16 protein-coding genes are annotated in these 19,918 nt (G+C 32.4%); 5 read left to right on the top strand and 11 right to left on the bottom strand.

Annotated features, from left to right (window positions below):
- Nucleotides 1-155: 155 nt before the first annotated feature.
- The 3 genes from ACJDT4_RS19585 to ACJDT4_RS19575 all read right to left on the bottom strand — a co-directional run bounded on the left by ACJDT4_RS19585 (nucleotide 156) and on the right by ACJDT4_RS19575 (nucleotide 1,582).
- Nucleotides 156-572: a pyridoxamine 5'-phosphate oxidase family protein gene (locus tag ACJDT4_RS19585; RefSeq protein WP_406789289.1), complete on the bottom strand. Its 417-nt coding sequence runs from the start codon at nucleotides 570-572 to the stop codon at nucleotides 156-158.
- An 87-nt stretch (nucleotides 573-659) separates the two neighbouring features.
- Nucleotides 660-1,016 (bottom strand): winged helix-turn-helix transcriptional regulator, encoded by a 357-nt coding sequence (locus ACJDT4_RS19580; RefSeq protein ID WP_406789288.1) that lies wholly within the window; start codon nucleotides 1,014-1,016, stop codon nucleotides 660-662.
- 17 nt (nucleotides 1,017-1,033) lie between these two features.
- Nucleotides 1,034-1,582 carry a GNAT family N-acetyltransferase gene (locus ACJDT4_RS19575; protein ID WP_406789287.1) on the bottom strand — a complete coding sequence of 183 codons (549 nt, stop codon included), beginning with the start codon at nucleotides 1,580-1,582 and terminating at the stop codon, nucleotides 1,034-1,036.
- Between the two features lie 208 nt (nucleotides 1,583-1,790).
- On the opposite strand from ACJDT4_RS19575, the gene ACJDT4_RS19570 reads away from it, so the two are divergent.
- The 5 genes from ACJDT4_RS19570 (at nucleotide 1,791) to ACJDT4_RS19550 (ending at nucleotide 7,000) form a co-directional block, all read left to right on the top strand.
- On the top strand, nucleotides 1,791-2,459 hold the full coding sequence (locus ACJDT4_RS19570) for a response regulator transcription factor (RefSeq protein ID WP_406789286.1): 669 nt from the start codon (nucleotides 1,791-1,793) through the stop codon (nucleotides 2,457-2,459).
- Entirely contained in the window at nucleotides 2,456-3,466 is a 1,011-nt protein-coding gene (locus ACJDT4_RS19565) for a sensor histidine kinase (protein ID WP_406789285.1), read from the top strand. The genes ACJDT4_RS19570 and ACJDT4_RS19565 overlap by 4 nt, the downstream gene beginning before the upstream one ends.
- Before the next feature lie 284 nt (nucleotides 3,467-3,750).
- Nucleotides 3,751-4,167: a hypothetical protein gene (locus tag ACJDT4_RS19560; protein ID WP_406789284.1), complete on the top strand. Its 417-nt coding sequence runs from the start codon at nucleotides 3,751-3,753 to the stop codon at nucleotides 4,165-4,167.
- 48 nt (nucleotides 4,168-4,215) lie between these two features.
- Complete coding sequence (locus ACJDT4_RS19555; protein WP_406789283.1) at nucleotides 4,216-4,983, top strand: ABC transporter ATP-binding protein; 768 nt, start codon at nucleotides 4,216-4,218, stop codon at nucleotides 4,981-4,983.
- On the top strand, nucleotides 4,973-7,000 hold the full coding sequence (locus ACJDT4_RS19550; RefSeq protein ID WP_406789282.1) for an ABC transporter permease: 2,028 nt from the start codon (nucleotides 4,973-4,975) through the stop codon (nucleotides 6,998-7,000). Before ACJDT4_RS19555 ends, ACJDT4_RS19550 begins: the two co-directional genes overlap by 11 nt.
- Here ACJDT4_RS19550 and ACJDT4_RS19545 read toward each other — a convergent pair.
- The 8 genes from ACJDT4_RS19545 to ACJDT4_RS19510 form a co-directional block, all read right to left on the bottom strand.
- On the bottom strand, nucleotides 6,995-7,894 hold the full coding sequence (locus ACJDT4_RS19545) for an SDR family oxidoreductase (protein WP_406789281.1): 900 nt from the start codon (nucleotides 7,892-7,894) through the stop codon (nucleotides 6,995-6,997). The genes ACJDT4_RS19550 and ACJDT4_RS19545 overlap by 6 nt on opposite strands.
- Nucleotides 7,895-8,274: 380 nt before the next feature.
- On the bottom strand, nucleotides 8,275-9,891 hold the full coding sequence (locus ACJDT4_RS19540; RefSeq protein ID WP_406789280.1) for an ABC transporter substrate-binding protein: 1,617 nt from the start codon (nucleotides 9,889-9,891) through the stop codon (nucleotides 8,275-8,277).
- A 245-nt stretch (nucleotides 9,892-10,136) separates the two neighbouring features.
- Nucleotides 10,137-11,768, bottom strand: coding sequence for an ABC transporter substrate-binding protein (locus ACJDT4_RS19535; protein ID WP_406789279.1), 1,632 nt, complete (start codon nucleotides 11,766-11,768; stop codon nucleotides 10,137-10,139).
- A gap of 706 nt (nucleotides 11,769-12,474) precedes the next feature.
- Nucleotides 12,475-13,812: an enhanced serine sensitivity protein SseB gene (locus ACJDT4_RS19530; protein ID WP_406789278.1), complete on the bottom strand. Its 1,338-nt coding sequence runs from the start codon at nucleotides 13,810-13,812 to the stop codon at nucleotides 12,475-12,477.
- An 861-nt stretch (nucleotides 13,813-14,673) separates the two neighbouring features.
- Nucleotides 14,674-16,878, bottom strand: coding sequence for a glycosyltransferase family 39 protein (locus ACJDT4_RS19525; RefSeq protein WP_406789358.1), 2,205 nt, complete (start codon nucleotides 16,876-16,878; stop codon nucleotides 14,674-14,676).
- A complete protein-coding gene (locus ACJDT4_RS19520) occupies nucleotides 16,874-18,514 on the bottom strand; it encodes a hypothetical protein (protein ID WP_406789277.1) in 1,641 nt (546 codons plus the stop codon). The genes ACJDT4_RS19525 and ACJDT4_RS19520 overlap by 5 nt, the downstream gene beginning before the upstream one ends.
- A gap of 19 nt (nucleotides 18,515-18,533) precedes the next feature.
- Nucleotides 18,534-18,962 carry a GtrA family protein gene (locus ACJDT4_RS19515; RefSeq protein ID WP_406789276.1) on the bottom strand — a complete coding sequence of 143 codons (429 nt, stop codon included), beginning with the start codon at nucleotides 18,960-18,962 and terminating at the stop codon, nucleotides 18,534-18,536.
- A complete protein-coding gene (locus ACJDT4_RS19510; RefSeq protein ID WP_406789275.1) occupies nucleotides 18,952-19,902 on the bottom strand; it encodes a glycosyltransferase family 2 protein in 951 nt (316 codons plus the stop codon). Before ACJDT4_RS19510 ends, ACJDT4_RS19515 begins: the two co-directional genes overlap by 11 nt.
- Nucleotides 19,903-19,918 lie beyond the last annotated feature (16 nt).

The raw sequence follows: 19,918 nt of genomic DNA, 5'->3' as shown, positions 1-19,918 counted from the left end.
TGATATGTCTTTATATGCAGGTGAAGAAACATAGGGCATATGCTTGAACAAGTTAATATGTACAAAGATGCAGTTTTATTATCTTTACAACATAGTCTTTCAATTAATTCTATACCACTTTCCACATTTTCATCACCTTAGATTAAAATTTTTATTCACACATTAAAGTCCTCTGACTTAAAATTACTGTAATAACGTCCCTGTTTTGCCGTAAACTTTAATACACAGTAATCAGAATCCATCACACCTTGTTTATAATACATGGTATCACCCTCCTGCCATATTTTTTTCTTTGCTTCTGGTGTTTCAAGGACTTCCACTATTCCAACAAGGCTTACACCTCTAAAAAAGCGTCTATCAACAAAGTATATACTTGCTTTAGCATTTTCCCGAAAATATTTTACTTTATTTGATGATGTATTTGTTGAAAACCAAAATGTTTTAATTCCTTCACGTTCACGTGGTGACAGCATTGCCTTGCTAATAGGAAACCCCTCATCATCTATATAGCTAATAATTGTCAGCTTGCTTTTATCAATAAGATTGCCAATTGTTTGCTCTGGATTTCTCATTATAAAAATACCTCCTTTTTATATTTTCTCTTATTTTAGCAGGAACCTATTGGGTTGTACATTACACACTTTTTTGTTTGTATAACTTCAAATTAATCCCTTTTCCTGCAAGAAAGCTTCTCTGCCATCTTCTTTCATAAGTTCAATTCCTATTTTTTGCATAGCAACTACAACTTCTAACATTCGTTTTCCTTTTTCAGTTAGTGAATATTCTACCTTTAATGGGTATCCATCAAATTGCTTTTTTTCAAGCATACCAAAAGCCTGTAGTTCACTGAGGTGTTGAAGTAACATTTTTTGCCCGATTCCTTCTATACTTTTTTGTAAATATGCTAAAGACGAAGTTCCTTTTCCAAGTTGCCATAATATAATTGGTTTCCACTTTCCACGAATAATATCATGAGTTAATTCCAGAGGACAAGTATATTCCTTTCTTAATTTCATTATAATCCACCTTATCTTTATATAATTCTTCCCATTATAATTTCATCACGATATGTCCCATCCTTAAGCTTGAATGCATTTTTAGTACTGCCCCAAACTTCAAAACCATACTTTTTATATAAGGAAATAGCCTTTTTATTATCTGAAAATACACCCAGTTCAATTTGCTCATATCCAATTTCTTTTGATTGTTCAATTATTTCTTTAATAAGTGCATTTCCAATACCATTGTTCCAATATCGTTCCTTTATAGAAATTCCAAATGCCGCTCTATGTTTAAGCTTAATATAATTTCCTACACAACTGATGCTTGCATTACCTGCGAGTTCATTATTAATAAAGGCTCCAATCATCATGTTTTGATTGCTATTTAAATTGTCCTTAAGAAATTCTGCTTCTTTGTCCATAGGTATATTAATTTCTTCAGCATACCTAATCATAAAATGTGTTTCTTCTGATGTCATTTTTAAATACCCAATCATTTTTTCTGCATCATGCTCGTTTGGACTTCTTAAAATACATGTTGTCCCATCCTTTAATTTTATTTTCTTTTCTCTAAACTCCATTGAAATCCCCTCCAATTAGTATAAATATAAAATCACTTATATCTTTTATAATATTGTTCATTTTGTATTTTGTAAAATATTTCTTAATTATAACATATTTTCTAAACCAAAAGTTCAAGTAATTCATATATAAACATTTTTTGCAATAACAATTACAATCAATTATAATATCGTTAAATCCATAGACATTTATAAAGGAAGTGAAGTTATGCCAAAAATAATCATTATAGAAGATACTGATACTATACGAGAAGAGCTTAAAACTTTTCTAACAAGGTACTGCTACGAGGTTATTGCTCCAGCAAACTTTGAAAATATTATTGAATATACTCTAAAGGAAGAGCCAGATTTAATACTCTTAGACATAAATCTACCAATATTCGATGGTTATCACATATGTAGAGAAATAAGAAAAAGCTCTGAGGTACCAATAATAATAGTTACAAGCAGAGACAGCGAAATGGATGAACTCATGAGCATGAATTTAGGTGCCGATGACTTTATCACAAAACCTTATAACACTCAAATTCTTGTGGCAAGAATTGCATCTGTATTAAGAAGAGTTAATGGCTCTAAAGCTCCAGACACCATTGTTTATAATGATTTAAAACTTAATTTATCAAATGGTTCTATTACATATCACGGCAATGCAGCAGAGCTAACAAAAAATGAACTTAAAATACTCTCTTGTCTCATAAAAAACAAAGGAAAAATAGTATCAAGAGATGATCTAATGAATTTCATGTGGAATTCAGATATTTTTGTAGATGATAACAATTTATCAGTTAACGTTACAAGGTTAAGAAAAAAACTTGAAGAAGTAGGAATGAAGGAAAGCATAGAAACAAGACGCGGATTAGGATATATACTGCCATGAGTTTAATACAATATTTAAAAGACAGACATTTATTCTTATTGATTAATTTTGTATTGTTTATTATTATATGCGTCATTATGAATTTAGCTAATGTTGGAATGGGCATAATTCTTCTAATCTTCTGCATATGGTTTATACCTCTTTTTTCTTTAATTTCTATGGAATTTATTAAATTCAAAAAGTTTTACGATGAACTAAACAGCACCGCAGAAGGGCTAGATAAAAAATATTTACTATTTGAAATTGTTAAAGAACCTGATTTTATAGAAGGTAGGCTTATATATGACTTATTAAAACAAATAAATAAAGCTATGCACGAGCATGTAAAAAAATATAGAGATATGCAAAATGAATACAGAGAATATATAGAAACCTGGATTCATGAAATAAAAACACCTATTGCATCAACAAGGCTAATTATAGAAAACAATCAAACTGAAGTTACTAAAAATATTGATTATGAAATAAAAAAAATTGAAGATTATATTGAGCAAGTACTGTATTACTCAAGAAGTAATAATGTTAGTAAGGATTATATTATTAAAGAAGTTTCTTTAGTGGAGGTTGTAAAAAATGCAATAAAGAAAAATTCCAGAGATTTTATAAATAAAAGAATATCTGTAGATATAGAAGCTGTATACGGCTCTGTTTATAGTGATGCTAAGTGGCTGGAATTTATACTGAATCAAATAATAGGAAACTCCATTAAATACTGCAAAAGAAACGAAGACAAGGTAAAAATATATTCTGCTAGAAATAGAGATAACATAATACTTACCATAGAAGATAACGGTATAGGCATTACAAGCAAGGATATAAATAGAGTTTTTGAAAAGGGGTTTACCGGAGAAAACGGAAGAAGGTTTGGCAAATCTACTGGTATAGGGCTTTATTTGTGTAGGAAACTATGTAAGCAACTTGGATTGGGGTTAACCCTAACTTCACAAACTGGAGAAGGAACAAAAGTTAATATTATCTTTCCTTTAGGCAATATTAAATATAGATAAACCGCTTCAACTATTGAAATTCATTTGTACCATAATGCCCAGAAGACGGCATTTTGGTACAAATAAATTTTAAGTTTCAGAGTGGTTTATCTTTATTAAGTTAATTAATGGATTTATAGTTATTACAAATTGTGATAGCTGTAAATCCATTGTTTTTAAACTTAAATATCTAACATTACAAAAATGTAATCTTAATGAAATGCAAACTAATATGTATACGCATAAAACCCTAGTAAAATAATAAATGTAGACAAGATATTAACCAATAGGAGGAGATTTTAATCATGAAAAAATTATTAGTTCCAATAATCGTAGTTATTTTAATTGTAGGCGGGGGTGGCCTTCTTTTCAAATATTATAATGGTCCAAAAATTACAGACGGCGTTATATGTAAAAGTGTAGATAAAGATGGAAAACCAGTTAATAGGACTGCTGTATTTTCACCAAAGGACACTATTTATTTTTCTGCAAAAGGGAAAAAATTTTTGGCTAAAAAAGCAAGAGTTATATGGTACAAAGATAAAATTACCAGAGCAAACAGACTTAAAGTAGATGATAACATAGCTATAAGCAGTGCTGGATATTTTAGTGATAAGCTATCCGTTCCAGAAAGTCTTAAGCCAGGTTCTTATGCTGTTACTATTTATGTAGCTGGTAATGATGTAGTAGAAACCTTCGGCAAATTTGATGTAAGTAAGTAAACTTAATACCTGCCTAAAAGTGCACATAATCAAAGGGAGGAAACCGTTATGCAGAATATATTGAGTGTAGAAAAAATCGAAAAATACTATGGTAACAAAGGCAATATAACAAAAGCTCTTGATAATATAAGCTTTAAGGTGGATAAAGGAGAGTTTGTTGGAATAATGGGTCCATCCGGCAGCGGCAAAACTACCCTTTTAAATTGCATTTCAACTATTGACACTGTTACCACAGGTCACATTTTTATAAATGATAAGGATATTACAACGCTTAAAGCTAAAGGTTTGGAAGAATTCAGGCGAGATGAACTTGGTTTTATATTTCAAGACTTTAATCTTTTAGATACTCTGACGGCTTATGAAAATATAGCCTTAGCTTTAACAATACAACAGAGAAAAAGCAGCGAAATAGACGCATTAATAAAAAAAGTTGCAGACAAACTAGAAATTACGGAGGTTTTAGATAAATATCCTTTTCAAATGTCCGGAGGTCAAAAGCAAAGAGTGGCTTCCGCAAGAGCCCTAGTTACAGAGCCTTCACTTATATTAGCCGACGAACCAACTGGAGCCCTAGACTCTAAGTCCTCAAGACTTCTTTTAGACTCCTTTGAAAAGCTTAATGAGGAGCTTCAGGCTACAATCCTCATGGTTACCCATGATTCTTTTACAGCAAGTTATGCTCATAGAATTTTATTTATAAAGGATGGTCGTATTTTTAACGAACTAATACGAGAAAATGATACAAGAAAGCAATTTTTCAATAAAATAATTGAAGTTGTATCTTTACTTGGAGGAGACGCCAGCGATGTTTTCTAAGATAGCAATAAATAATGTTAAAAAAAGTATTAAAGATTATTCTATATATTTCCTAACCCTAACCTTTGCAGTATGTATTTTTTACAGCTTCAACTCCTTAGGAGCTCAAAAATCCGTACTTGAGCTAAACAAAAGTACTGAGAATTATATGGTAATACTTAATAAACTTATAGCAGGGATATCAGTATTTGTATCTTTTATTTTAGGTGGCCTTATAATTTACGCAAACAACTTTTTAATAAAAAAGCGTAAAAAAGAATTAGGAATTTATATGACCCTTGGCATGGCAAAAAGTAAAATTTCAAAAATATTAATATTAGAAACCTTTTTAATAGGTTTATTGTCCCTTGCCGCTGGAATTTTACTAGGAATCATAGTATCACAAGGGTTATCAATAATTACAGCTAAACTTCTAGTAGTTAATATAAACAAATTTAAATTTATTGTATCCCCAAGTGCAATAATAAAATCTGTTTTGTACTTCGGAATAATATTTCTTTTAGTAATGATATTTAATCAGGTTATCATTTCTAAATATAAATTGATAGATATGCTAAATGCCGCAAAGAAAAATGAAGACATAAAGGTAGAAAACCCTGTTATATCAGTGCTTATATTTCTTTTGTCCGCTGCATTACTTATAACAGCCTATAGTTTAGTGTTAAAGGTTGGATTAAATCCTAAAGATATTAAATTTACAACTTCAATCATACTTGGAGTTATAGGAACTCTGTTATTGTTTTTCAGTTTATCAAGTTTCTTTCTTCATATCATACAAAAAAACAAGAAGCTCTATCTTAAAAATTTAAATATTTTTGTATTGAGGCAAATAAACAACAAGATAACTACTAACTTTATATCAATGTCTGTAATATGCCTTATGCTTTTTCTCACCATTACACTTTTATTCACTATGTTTGGCTACAAAAGCAATCTAGATAAGCTGGTAAAAGGCAACACTACATTCGATGCTTCAGCCAAGCTTAATATTGATAGTGATGATCAAAAGGTAAAGGATATTAAAGGGTATCTGGACAAAATGGACTTTAAATTTAATGCTTATGAAAAATATACCTTTTATAATGAATATAAGCTTGATATACAGCCAGATAATTTATTTAAAAATTATTTAGATAAGCATGAACAAGAAGATCCGGAAAAATACCTTCTGGAAATCCCTATATCCGCTGTAAAAATATCCGAATATAATTCAATAAGAAAACTAAGCGGGCAGCAAGGCATTACACTAAAAAGCAACCAAATTCTAGTTATATCTAACTATGAAGACATTAATAACGCTTTAGATAAATTTATAAAAAATCATAATATCGTAAATATAGATGGTAAAGCTTATAACATAAAAAATGAAGCTCCAATAAAAACTAACCTTGTCACTACAGGTTCTGATTTAAATTTCCTTTATCTTATAATTCCTGATAATTTTAGTGGAAAGCTCAAATTATATTCAACAGGATTTAATGTAATGTTTTCAAAAAATAATGGAGAAAAATCAGAAGAGAAATTTAAAAATCTATTTAAAAACTTTGCAAATAATAGATATAAAGATGGATACTATATTCCTATCTCCGGAAATACAATAGAACAAGTGCATGCCCTTGTATATGGTTCATCAACAATTATTGTTTTTATTGGAATATATCTAGGCATAGTATTTTTGATATCCAGCGCAGCAGTATTAGCTCTGCAACAACTATCAGAAGCAAGCGACAGCCTAGCTAGATACAATTCCCTAAAAAAAATAGGTGCCCCTCAAAAGCTAATAGATAAATCTATACTCATACAAACTTTAATCTATTTTATGGCACCCTTAACTTTAGCAATTATACATTCTACTGTAAGCGTAAGCATAGCAAACAAGGTGTTTTCAATGCATAACGGTAATACACTTGGGAGCTCTTATTTCATGATAGCTTTAGCACTTATCATAATATATGGAGGATACTTTTATGCAACTTATATGGGATTTAAAAATGTAGTAAAGAACACTATATTATGAAGTTACAAAGCTTCCACCATCTACATGAAGCACCTGCCCCGTAACATAAGTGGAGTCCTCTGATGCTAAATAAACATAGGCAGGTCCTAGTTCTACCGGCTGTCCTGCTCTTTTCATAGGTGTATCTGTACCAAAAGTGGTTATATAAGAAGCAGGATAACTGGCGGGCTGAAGTGGTGTCCAAATAGGTCCCGGTGCAACGCCATTTACTCTTATTCCCTTTGATACGAGAGAAAGTGCCAAGGAACGAGTAAAACTCACAATAGCACCTTTAGTACTGGAATAATCTATAAGCATTTTGTTACCATTATAAGCAGTAACAGAGGTTGTGTTTATAATAATACTTCCCTTCTTAAGATATGGAAGTGCAGCTTTAGTAACATAAAAAATCGAAAAAAAATTCACCCTGAAAGTAGTTTCAAATTGCTCATCTGTTATATTTTCAAGACTTGTTTGAGGATACTGTACTCCAGCATTGTTAACCAGTATATCTAATTTTCCAAGCCTATCGACAGTATCCTTAACTATGCTCCTGCAAAAAGCTTTATCTCTTAAATCGCCAGAAATGAGAATACATCTTCGTCCCTGAGCTTCTATTAAAGCTTTTGTTTCCTTTGCATCTCTATGTTCATTATAATAAACAATTGAAACATCGGCTCCTTCCTTTGCATAAGCTAAAGCTACAGCTCTACCAATTCCACTATCTCCACCAGTAATAAGAGCAACTTTATCCTTTAATTTTCCACTTCCCGTATAGTCAGGATCATCAAATATTGGTCTTGGAACCATTAAATACTCAAACCCAGGCTGCATAGGCTGATGCTGAGGTGGAAATGCTATTGGAACCTTTTTACATTGTTTTTTAAAACCTAAATATGGATATACATATACCAAAGGTTTTCCCCCTAAAAAAAGACTATTACTACAGCGTATGCAAAAGTTCTTAGTATTGTTACTCTTTTCATAACTGTAACATAAGGCATGACCTAATTTCATCAACCTATACTGCTATAACTTCATTATTATATTTAAATTTTAGAATCAATTATATTTCCGTCAAAACCATTTATATAATTATTTAAGCTGCTTATGTAATCACTGCGAAACTGTTTTGTGTCAGTATTATTACAAAGCTTCCAGCACTGCATTAAAAGAAAGGGAATATCCTTAAAAGACTTAGAAGCTTCAATATATTTGAGCAATACTAGGTTATTGAAGTTTCTTAAAATTTTAAAGATATTCCCTTTAAATTTATTTAATATTTAAAAATACTATTACTTAGATACATCCCATTTTTCAAGATTTGCATACATTCCAAAGGCTGTTGCTCCGCCGTAGGTAAGTCTCTTATTAACGGCAGTCATACTACTTGGTGCATATGTTCCAATTACTGGTGAATCATTAACATAAAGTTCCTGAACCTTGTTGTAAATTTCTGTACGTTTTGCTTTATCTACAGTAACTTTACCCTGTGCAAGAATTGAATCCATTTGACTATTGCTGTACGCACTTAAGTCAAGAATTTGACCACTTGCTATATAAGCTGTTATATCTGGGTTAACAGGATCAAAAGTAAAACCAGCTAAGAATAAATCATAGTCATGCTTTTTAGCAAGATTTAGAGCTGTAACAAAATCATATTTTTGAATTTGAGTTTTAATACCAACTTCTTGAAGATTTTGTGCTATTACATTAGCAGATTGCTCACGAACAGTGTTTCCAGTAGGAACGTTAAGTTTTAAAACCTTACTTGAGTCCCAATTTGCTTCTTTTAATAATTCTTTAGCTTTTGCGGGGTTATAAGTTGGATAATCTAAATCTTTGTTAAAGAAATTACTTGATTTAGGATAAGGTCCTACAATTTCTTCTCCAGCACCTTTAAGTAAATTATCAACTATTTGTTTTCTATTTATTGCATATGAAATAGCTTTTCTTACGTTAGCGTTAGAAATTCTATTAACATTGACTTCCATAACCTGTATTCCACTAGGCGCACCTTTTGTAACTGCTATATTTTTCAAGCTCTTAAGCTTTGAAATATCATCATTTGGAAGTTGTCCAACCAAAGGATCGTTTGTGTCAATTTCACCACTTTGAAGTTGTACAGTTAACTCAGTTCCCTGCATTATTTTAAAGTTAAGCTGTGAAAGCTTTGGTGCTCCTCTAAAATAATCCTTGTTAGCAGCCATTTGTACGTATTGATCTTTTTTATATGTAACTAGTTTAAATGCTCCATCAGTTACATTTGGATTTTGGAAAAATGCCGCTTTAAACATTTGATCAAGTGGAGTATCCTTTAAAACGTGCTTTGGTACTGTTTTTAAATATTGGCCTATTAAATCATCAAATACAACTGTATCAACCGGCTGTTTAGTTATCAAATTTATAGTATGATCGTCTACTTTTTTAGCCCCATCAAAAGCATCCGTACCATTTGTGTTCTTTCCCGCATCATTTAATCCAGCAAGCATATTGAATTTAGATGCAATTGTGGATGCAACCTTAGGATTTGTTATGAGATTTAAAGTAAATAGAACATCGTCTGCTGTTACAGGTTTTCCGTCTGTCCACTTTGCGTTTTTGTTCAATTTTACAACAAAAGTCTTGTTATCTGCTGTAGTTATTGAATCCGCAAGCCCCGGAACAAACTTCAAATCACTTGAAAGTTCAACCAGTGGTTTAAACAAAACCTCTGTCATGTTATTTTGACTTTGGTCCGATGAATCAAGTGCATTAAATCCACTTGGTGCATTAACTATACCAACATTGACAATTTTTTTTGCATTTCCACTTTGTGAAGTACTGCTACTTGAAGCTCCACAAGCTGAAAGAGTTAAAGTAGTAGTACTTATTAAAGTTAGAACTACTGCTTTAATAAGTTTCTTATTCATTTTTTTGCCCCCTAATATTTCATTTGTAAAAGTTTTTAATAAAATTAACAATTTATTAACTACCTTATTGCTTATAATACTGTAATTTCATAAGTATGTCAATTTTTTATAGAAATTTTAGTTAAATTGAAAATTTTAGGCATGGCAAATTAACACTTAGCTTTAATAAAATAATGGAATAAAAATAAAGTGTCAACAGCTTTTACAGCCATCAACACCTTACTTTTAATTTATAGTTTTATATTTTATTTTACATCCCAATTTTCTATGCCAACGTACATTCCTGCTGATTTTGGAGTTGCTCCTACTACTCTCTTATTGACAGCTCCTATTCCAAGAGGTGCATACACTCCAACTGATGGAGCATCATTACTGTATATCTCTTGAACCTTGTTATAGATTTCTGTAACCTTTGCAGAATCTACAGTTGTTTTTCCTTGCTCCAGAAGTGCATCCAAGGTTGGATTGCTGTATCCACTTAAATCCAAAGTTTGACCTGTACCTATATATGCTGATATATCTGGATTAACAGGGTCTACTGTAAGTCCAACTATATACAAATCAAAATTATGTTTTTTACCAAGAGCTAGGCTTGTAACAAAGTCATATTTCTGCATTTGTACCTTTATTCCTACATCTTGAAGATTTTGAGCTATAACATTAGCCGCTTGTTCACGACCAGTGTTTCCAACAGGAACATTAAACTTCAATACTTTGTTTGGATCCCAATTAGCTTCTTTTAATAACGCCTTTGCCTTTGCTGGATCATATGAAGCATAATCTAAATCCTTGTTAAAAAACTTACTTGATGGTGGGTATGCTCCAATAATTTCCTCTGCTGACCCTTTTATTATATTCTTTATTATTTGCTTTCTATTTATTGCATAAGAAATAGCTCTTCTTACTCTAGGATCAGGTATAGTCTTTACGTTCATCTGTAAAGTTTGATCGTTAACTGATGCTTTTTCTTTTATAACATCGATATTTTTCATAGTCTTAACTTTTTCAATATCATCATTAGGAATTGTTCCTATAAGTGGATCATTCATATCAATTTCACCACTTTGAAGCTGTACAGTTATTTCAGTTCCTTGCATTATTTTAAAATTAAGCTGTGAAAGCTTAGGTGCTCCTCTGAAATAATCCTTGTTGGCATCCATTTGTACATATTGATCTTTTTTATATGTAGCAAATTTAAATTGTCCATTAGTTACATTTGGATTTTGGAAGAAAGTTGCTTTAAATACTTGATCTGCTGGTACGTCTTTAAGTACATGCTGTGGAACAGTCTTTAAATATTGTCCAACTAAATCTTCAAATATTGTCTTATCTACATTGTCTTTTGTAATAAGCTGTATTGTATGATCGTCTACTTTTTTAGCTCCTTCAAAACTGTCTTGCCCTGAGGTGTTTTTACCTGAGGCATCTAGTCCTTTTAATATATTAAACTTAGATGCAATAGTAGAAGCAACCTTAGGATTTGTTATAAGTCCAAGGGTAAACATAGTATCATCCGCTGTTACTGGCTTTCCGTCTGTCCACTTTGCTTTCTTATTCAATTTTATTGTAAAAGTCTTGTTATCAGTTGTTTCAATAGAATCAGCCAGCGATGGTTGGAATTTAAAGTCTTCATCAAGTTCTACAAGTGGCTTAAACAAAATTTGCGTCATATCATTTTGCGCTACATCAGAAGAATCCAATGCATTAAATCCACTTGGAGCATTCATTATGCCCACATTTATTACCTTTTTTGCCGAACTAGTAGTCTTACTATTACCACCACTGCTTGATGCACCACTACTTCCACATGCCGATAACCCAATACTAGCAGTGCAGGTTATAGCAATTACTAACGTTTTTAAAATTCTTGATTTCATTATTAGCCCCCCTACTTTTATAAAATTAGTAAAACAATACAAATTAGAAGATTTAAAAATTTTATAAATAATACTTTTAAATGCGCTTCGCCCCTAAGTGCATAAAAATAAAATTTTTAATATCAATAATTGTTTTATAAATATTTTATAATAATATTACTTTATAAAAATAATATTGTCAATATATTTCGTATTTTGTTGATAAATTTATTTTTATATTTTCAAATTTACTCACAAATAAAGAAAAAACAGGAATACTTAGATATTTCAATTGTTTGACCGATAGGGAGTAAACATGCACAAGGTTTGGGCTAATATAAAGATGACTAATACAGATTAAAGAAGGATAATGGGATTACATCCCAAACCCCGTATATGATTGTTATCCTTCTATACCTAAAGCAACCACTCTTTCGGTACTTCTTCCATTATTCCTATCTATACATTAAAATTCACACCCAAAATTCCGTAGGCACGGAGGAATTTTTTCCTTGTACCACCGTGGGAGCGAAGTAACAATGCTGAAGGAGCGGTTTAAAAAAATCCTAATAAATCTTGATTCAAAAATTGTAAAATGCTTAGATATTTCAATTGTCTGAGCGCTTTTTTAGCAAGTTATTGAAATATCTTAGTATTTTATGATTTTTGAACCTTAGATTTATAGGATTTTTTTAACGCGACGAAGCATTGTTACTTCACATTATTTTTAAAATATTCCTAGTATTCTTCTCTTATAAAACGGTTTGACGTCCTTTACAGCATTCTTGCCAAAGCTTTCGTTAGCTCCTACCATATCGAGATACATTCCCTTCAAGTATGGGGAGGCTGCCTTAGCAATTCCCTGAAATACTTGATTCTTTTCTCCTCTAAAATCTACCACTATTAAGTAGCTTTTCTCATCATCCTTTAGCATAAGCCTTAGGTATGCCGCTTTAATACATTTATTCTTTTTCATATGTTCCTTAACAGCTTCTATCATCCCAGAAGGATAATCTTTAGGTTCACCAAGCATAACCTTAGTGTCTTTCTTTATAACATTTTGTTTTACTGCCGTTACCTCATCATTATTATCCTTTTCCTTTTTATATTTTTCAATCATAGCCTTGTTATTTTCATTTATGCGAAGACAAGTTCCATTGCAGTTTACAGCTATACCTTCCATTCCTTTAGATAATGCAAGCAAATCGTCATAGGTTGCTATATTGCCACTCCACACAGCTTTATCATATACCTTTTGAAATTCTACCCAATCTGTAAAGGCTGGCAGCCAACTTTTATCGTTTTTGTCCACTAAATTTGCGAACTGCATTATAGTACCACTTTTTAAGGTTTTTACTCCATCAGCATTAGGAGTTGTTTTTTCCTTTTCCTTTAAATGCATAGGTATTAAATACTTTGCAGTAATAACTTCGTCTAACATTTTGTCCTCTAATCTGTGAAGTTCTTGAGTTTTTCCTGCGTAATTGTTTTTTGAATACATAGCTTGAAAAAATCTAAGCATTGCAAATTGCAAGTTAGGATTTGTAATTGGAATACTTATCTTTGGTGTACTGCTCCAATCTGGAGGAGGTAGTACATCATCCCTGTTTATCTCCGTTGTATATTTACCATTGTCTAATAATATTTTTTCTATCCCCAACCTATGGAAATCAGCAAATTCTCTTATGACTTCTTCTTTATTTATTTTTTTCATTTCTAGCATGACCATCTGCTGTAAAAAATAATCTTCTGCGTTATCAGCATACTCTTTTTTTGAAAAAATCCATGTCCTCCCTTGAACATCAACATATGGATAACCCGTATTCTTATCATAAGCAATATACAGTTCCTCTGCTGTTTTTACCCTTTCCCTAAGTGTTTTATGAAATACTTGAAACTTATTATCAAAATCAACGTTAGGCAAGTTTTTCTTGTCCTTAAAATACTTAGCAGAATAAATTAAAAATATAATTTCTTGAATTTCTATATTTTTTAACTCCTCAACAGATTCATTCTCACTTAACAAAAACTTTTTTGTGAGCTCATTTTCCCTTTCTTCTGTCATATTCTCATCTCCATTCTCATATCCTCATGTATAAAATTACCATAGTTTCTATCATATATCAACATACAACCATATACATATATAACTAAAAAGATAGAAATTATAGGTAACAATTTTTTCTACAAACCGGAAGCTATAGCAGTGGACACTATTAAGTTCTAAGGTTTACCTGAGCGTAGCAAAAGGTAAATCCACCTTCACTGTACTCTGTACTTTGTGCTCCGTACTCTGATTTAACTTCCAGTTTGTTAGGATAAGTCCAGAACCTGTAATTTTCAGATTTCATGTTATCTATTTATAAAAATTGCGAAGTAACAGCATCTTGGAATATTAAATAAAATTAATAAATCTAAGTGTCAAATTGTTAAAATCTTAAGATATTTCAATAACTCGCCGTTGGCTCAAACAGATTGAGATATCTAAAGCTTTTAACAATTTACCACTAAGATTTATAAAATTTTATTTAAACTGTTCCTTCAATGCTGCTACTTCGCCAAACCGGGAATGTAAGGTGAATTTTTCTCCGTTTCTCTACGAAAAATGTACTGTAAACATGTTTAATCAATGAAAATCAATAGTAATATATTATAGAAATTTAATTAACTCCAAAGATTTACATCTAAAATTCCGCAGGCACGGAGGAATTTTTTCCTTGTACCACTGTAGAAGCGAAGTAACAATGCTGAAGGAGCAGTTTAAAAAAATCCTAATAAAGCTTGGTTCAAAAATTGTAAAACACTTAGATATTTCAATCTGTTTGAGCAACGCGAGTTATTGAAATATCTTAGTATTTTATGATTTTTGAACCTTAGCTTTATAGAATTTTTTTAATGCGAAGAAGCATTGTTACTTCGCATTCTTTTATTTAACTGCTCCTTTTAAATCATATAACTGTCCGCTGCCGAAGCCTCCCTGACCCTGCATGTGATTTGCATTATTTTGAGAGCTTGATGTATTTTTAACTTTGCTTTCAGAATTATTTGTGCTGCTAGTAGAAGAGGAATTGCTCCATTCACTTGAATCAACTAGTATACCGTTTTTCTGAATCCACTGCATTATGGTGCTGTTGCTGCCGCCTCCCATACCGCCAGTTAATACATATCTTACTTCGCCTTTTTTAACTAATTCTTTAAACTGAGCTAAGGTTATTGTGTTATCACTTCCGGAAAAACCTCCAAGTGTCATTACACGCAATCCATTGTTTATTATTAAACTATCAGCACTTTGAGAAGATGAAACTACGAGCTGGTATTTTTCATTAGCCGCGTTTTTCTCTAAAAAACTTACTAGCTTTGAATTACTCTGAGTACTTTCTATGTCTCCGCCCATCTGCATTCCCTTACTACCACCGCTGTTCATAAGCAGCTCTAAGCCTGCAGCTGGCATATTATTTGATACGGCATATTTTAAAGTTGCTGCTGATCCCATGAAAGGTATTATTAGAATTCCTGTAAATGCAAGAGCTACTGCTCCCTTTTTCAACTGCATATTCTGATTTTTAATGAACTTCAATATACAAAGTCCTATTGAAAATGCAAAGGTTAAAACAATTGCTGCTCCTGCAACAATCTTTACTGTACTTGAAAGGCTGCTTGCAAAATACGATAATTCAAGTGCCTGCGCTGCACTATTTATCATGAGAGCAACAGGTAAAATCCAACTCTTCCAGCCTCCTTCTTTATAAAGCTTCCACATAGAGCAAATTCCTATACCTGTTAAAGCTGCTGCTGGTGCTGCCATCATAGTTAAATAGTAATTGTGGAACAAACCTTTTGTAAAGCTGAAGTATATGAACTCAGGGAATAACCACATAACCCACATTACTATTGAAACCTTTTTAGCATTATCAAGCTTAAATTTCAGCCTTTCCTTAAGTGCTGCTGCTATAAATCCTAAGAAAGCAATCGGTAAAAACCACATTATTTGATCGGATAATATGTTCTTAGAAAATAATCTAGCAAGTCCAGAAGCAGTCTGTCCTCCAAAATTACCTGAAAGTCCTGAGGTCCCTGCAAAACCACCGCCGCCTGACATCTTACCATTGAAATCTCCAAATCTTCTCCCATCACTGCTGCTTGTATTCGCTTTAGAAGAACTTGAACCACTTTGATTACTTGGTGGTTGCCCTTGAGTCCCGCTAGGTGCTCCATTAGACTGACCACTTGGCGGCTGTCCTTGAGTTCCATTAGGCTTACCATCAAATTGACCACCTAGCATTCCGCTTGGTCTTTCACCACCCATACCACTTGGTCTTCCACCGCCGCCCATTCCGGAAGAACTGCCGCTTAATCTCTCTACTCCATTGTGTCCAAATATTAAATCCATAACAGTATTGTTAGTGCTGCTGCCTACATATGGTCTGCTTGAGGCTGGTACCAAATCAACTACTACTGCCCATGAGAATGAAACAAAAACTAAAACCAAACTTCCTACAACAAGATGTATTATCTTCTTCTTTAAAGAAACTGTGCTGCATAAAAGATAAACTAGATATATTGCCGGTGCCACCATGTAAGCTTCGAGCATCTTTATATTAAAGCCAACACCAACTAAGGCTAAACTTATTATTATATATCTCATTTTGCCCTTTTCCGCTGCTATAGTAAGTGCCCAACAAGCAAATAATAATGTCATAACTAAAGTATTGTCTATTGTATTATTTCTGCTTACTGCTACAAATACAGGTGTTATAGAAAGACATAAAGCTGAAATTAAACCTGCTGCATTTCCAAAGGATCTTTTTACAATTCTATATAAAACCCAAACTGAAACCACTCCTGCAATAGCTTGTGGAAGTAACACGCTCCAGCCGCTAAAGCCAAATATCTTAGCTGAAATTGCTTGAAGCCAGAAGCCTAAAGGCGGTTTATCTACAGTTACATAGCCTGTTGGATCAAAGGCTACAAAGAAGAAATTTTTCAAGCTCATAGTCATGCTCTTTACGCCCGCTGCATAATATGGATTTCCATACCCCTCTAAGCCTATATTTACAAAATTAAGTACTGCCGACAGTATTAAAATTAAAATTATTGCAATTTTTTCACTAGTAAGTTCTATCTTTTTAATCAATTTTAACGCCTCCTCTATTTCTTAAAATATCAATTAAAACTTTCACGCTGTATGCAAATAGTAAAACATTTAATGCAGATGTAACTACCAATACTGGTGTGTAGCCTATGGAATTACCACCTTTAATGGCTTGCAGAAAAACATAGTAAGTATTTGAAAAAACCGTTATAGTAAAGCCTATTATAAGAGCTAGTATTCTCTTATCTTTAAGGTATATATAAGCTAAAATTGATAGCGCAACAGCTGGAAACAAGTATCTTTCATGCATGCTGCTGGCGAATGTAAATACCCCTGATATTTGAATAAGTAAAAGTGCTGGTACCAGCTTTTCATTGTTTCCTTTAATATAAATTACAAAGGAGAATATTGTGATTAATAAAATAAATGCCATTCCCAAATTATGATAGCTTATTCCAAGTATTGTACCTGTATCCTTTGCAAAATTTTTTCCTATAAGACTAAAGAAATTAAAACCATTAACCGATGCGTAAGGGTACTCACCCACTGTGCTAGAATATAGTTTAAAAATCCAAGTAATTCCGTTATTTAATGCAAAGGGAAGTGCTATTAAAGCTGCTGTGCCTAAACTAATCAAAGCTGCTTTTGTAAATTTCTTTACGCTTTTAAGTCTTACAAGCTCAAATAACAATACTGGAAAAAAGATTATCCCCTGAGGTTTCATTAGCACTGCTGCTGTAAAAAATATTGATGAAATTCCCACCTTTTTTTCTACCAACATATATGCTGCTAAAACAAGGAGCATAGTGAAAAAGGAATCCACCTGCCCCCAAACACTTGAGTTAATTAAAACCGCTGGATTAAACAAGTAAACTGCCGCAAGAATGGTGCTCATACTCCCTTTTAAATGCTTGCCCGCTAACTTATATATAATAAATGAAGTAAAGATATCTGCAAATATTGAAGGCAGCTTTAGCAGTAAATTGAAATAGGAACTAAAAGCCGAGGTACTCCCTATCTTGCCTATAACAGCTAGCACATACATATACAAAGGTGGATAATCTGCATTTCTTGCATTTGAATATACCTTCGTTAAGCTATTACCAGCAGATACTGCCCAGCTTTTAAAGAGATTTAAGTCCGATGAATACTCTGGCAATAGTACTGCTATAAATAATCTCAAAAATAAGGCTATACCAACTAAAACCGGTATTAAAAATTTTTCACTGATTTCAAAATCCTTTATTCCCTTGCGAATCCCTATAATAAATAATGCAGCGAAACAAATTATAAATATAATTGAGTACATAATAACTTCTACAGAATAGGTGTTAGCCGTGGAATTCATACCTCTTCCCATGCTTGAAGGTCTTCCATTTTTATTCTGCCTTCCTCTAAAATTACGAGCTAACTGTCCATTATTATTTATCTGTATATTCGGCAGCTTCCCTGTATCTGAATTTTTGTTGTTTCCATTTGGCATGCTAGGAGGATTATTATTTTGCTTTTGAGACCGCAAGCCACCTGGTGCCACTCCCTGAAAGCCAACTTTTGATTGATTAGCCGAGCTGCTTGTGCCAAGTTTATATATTTCATATCCACTTGAAAACATTAATAATGCAAGGACAAGTATTAAGCCTACTTTAATTAACATATTCCTTCTATAGTTATTCATTTTTCTTCTCCTTAAATTTTTATACTGCTACCTCATTACTTCCTTTACCCTTAAATATAAACAAATTATATACTACATAGTTGAAAACCTGCAAAAACAGAGTAACAATAATCTTTGAAGCATAAACATTTATGTGAAGTCTATTGCTTAAAATATTAAGTCCAATAAGAGAAATTGCAAGGGAAATTAAATTCGTTATTACAAACTTTGCAAATTGTGCTGCAGGATTTACCTTTTCTTTCTTATCGTTAAAGGTCCACAGCTTATTAAGCACAAAGCTATTGATTATTCCCATGCTGTAACCTCCAACCTGGCATAGGAGTTTATCTATGTCAAATATGCTTAAGAGAAGAGAAAAAGTTATAAAGTCTACCCCTGTATTAATGCAGCCAACAATTCCAAATTTTATAATGGATTTGTATTTTTCATACAGTCCTTTAAGCTTCATCCTTAAAACCCTCCTTATCACCTATAATGTAAAGAGGTCTCCCCTTAGCTTCATCACCCATGCGGCTTATATATTCACCCATTATTCCAAGTATTATAAATATGCCTCCTACTAAAAAGAAAATCATTGAAAGGGCTAAATTTAAACCTGAAGCATGCGTACCTGTGATAACAGCTTTTAGTAAATAGGCTATAAAATATATGACACTAATTGCACTAACTGCCCCTCCTATATATAAAGGAAATTTTAGAGGCTTATATGAAAATGAAACTATACCATCTGTTGCAAATTTAAGCATTTTTTTAAGTGGATACTTCGTTTCACCTGCAAATCTTTCATGCCTTACAAATTCAACTCCTGTCTGCTTATATCCAACCCAGCTAACAAGTCCACGCACATACCTATTGTGCTCTGGAAGTGACTTTAATTTGTCGCACACTCTTCTATCTATTAATCTAAAATCTCCTGTATCTACAGGAATATCAATATCTGTCATGCTTTTTAAGGTTCTGTAAAAAGCCTTTGCTGTAAATTTCTTAAAGAAGGTTTCCCCCTCCCTTTTAGCTCTTCTTCCATAAACTACATCGTAGCCTTCCTTCCACTTTTTAATCATCTCCAGTATAACCTCTGGAGGATCCTGAAGATCAGCATCTATAACTACTACTGCATTTCCGCTTGAATAATCCATTCCTGCTGAAATTGCTAATTGATGTCCAAAGTTTCTTGAAAAGCTAAGTAATTTTATATTTTTATCCATATTACAAATGGTTTTTGCTATTTCTACTGTTCCATCTTTACTTCCATCATTTACAAAAATTATTTCATAAGCTTCTTCTGTAGAATCCATAACCCTTTTTAGTCTTTTATAAGTTTCGCCTATTACAAGCTCTTCATTGTAAACTGGAACCACTATAGAATATTGAATCTGTGACTTACTCATTTTCATAACCTCCGTT

It is taken from the genome of Clostridium neuense, from assembly GCF_045310695.1.
GTDB lineage: Bacteria > Bacillota > Clostridia > Clostridiales > Clostridiaceae > Clostridium_S > Clostridium_S neuense.
The sequence above is the reverse complement of the archived record's forward strand: the minus strand, read 5'-3'. Positions and strand labels throughout refer to the sequence as shown.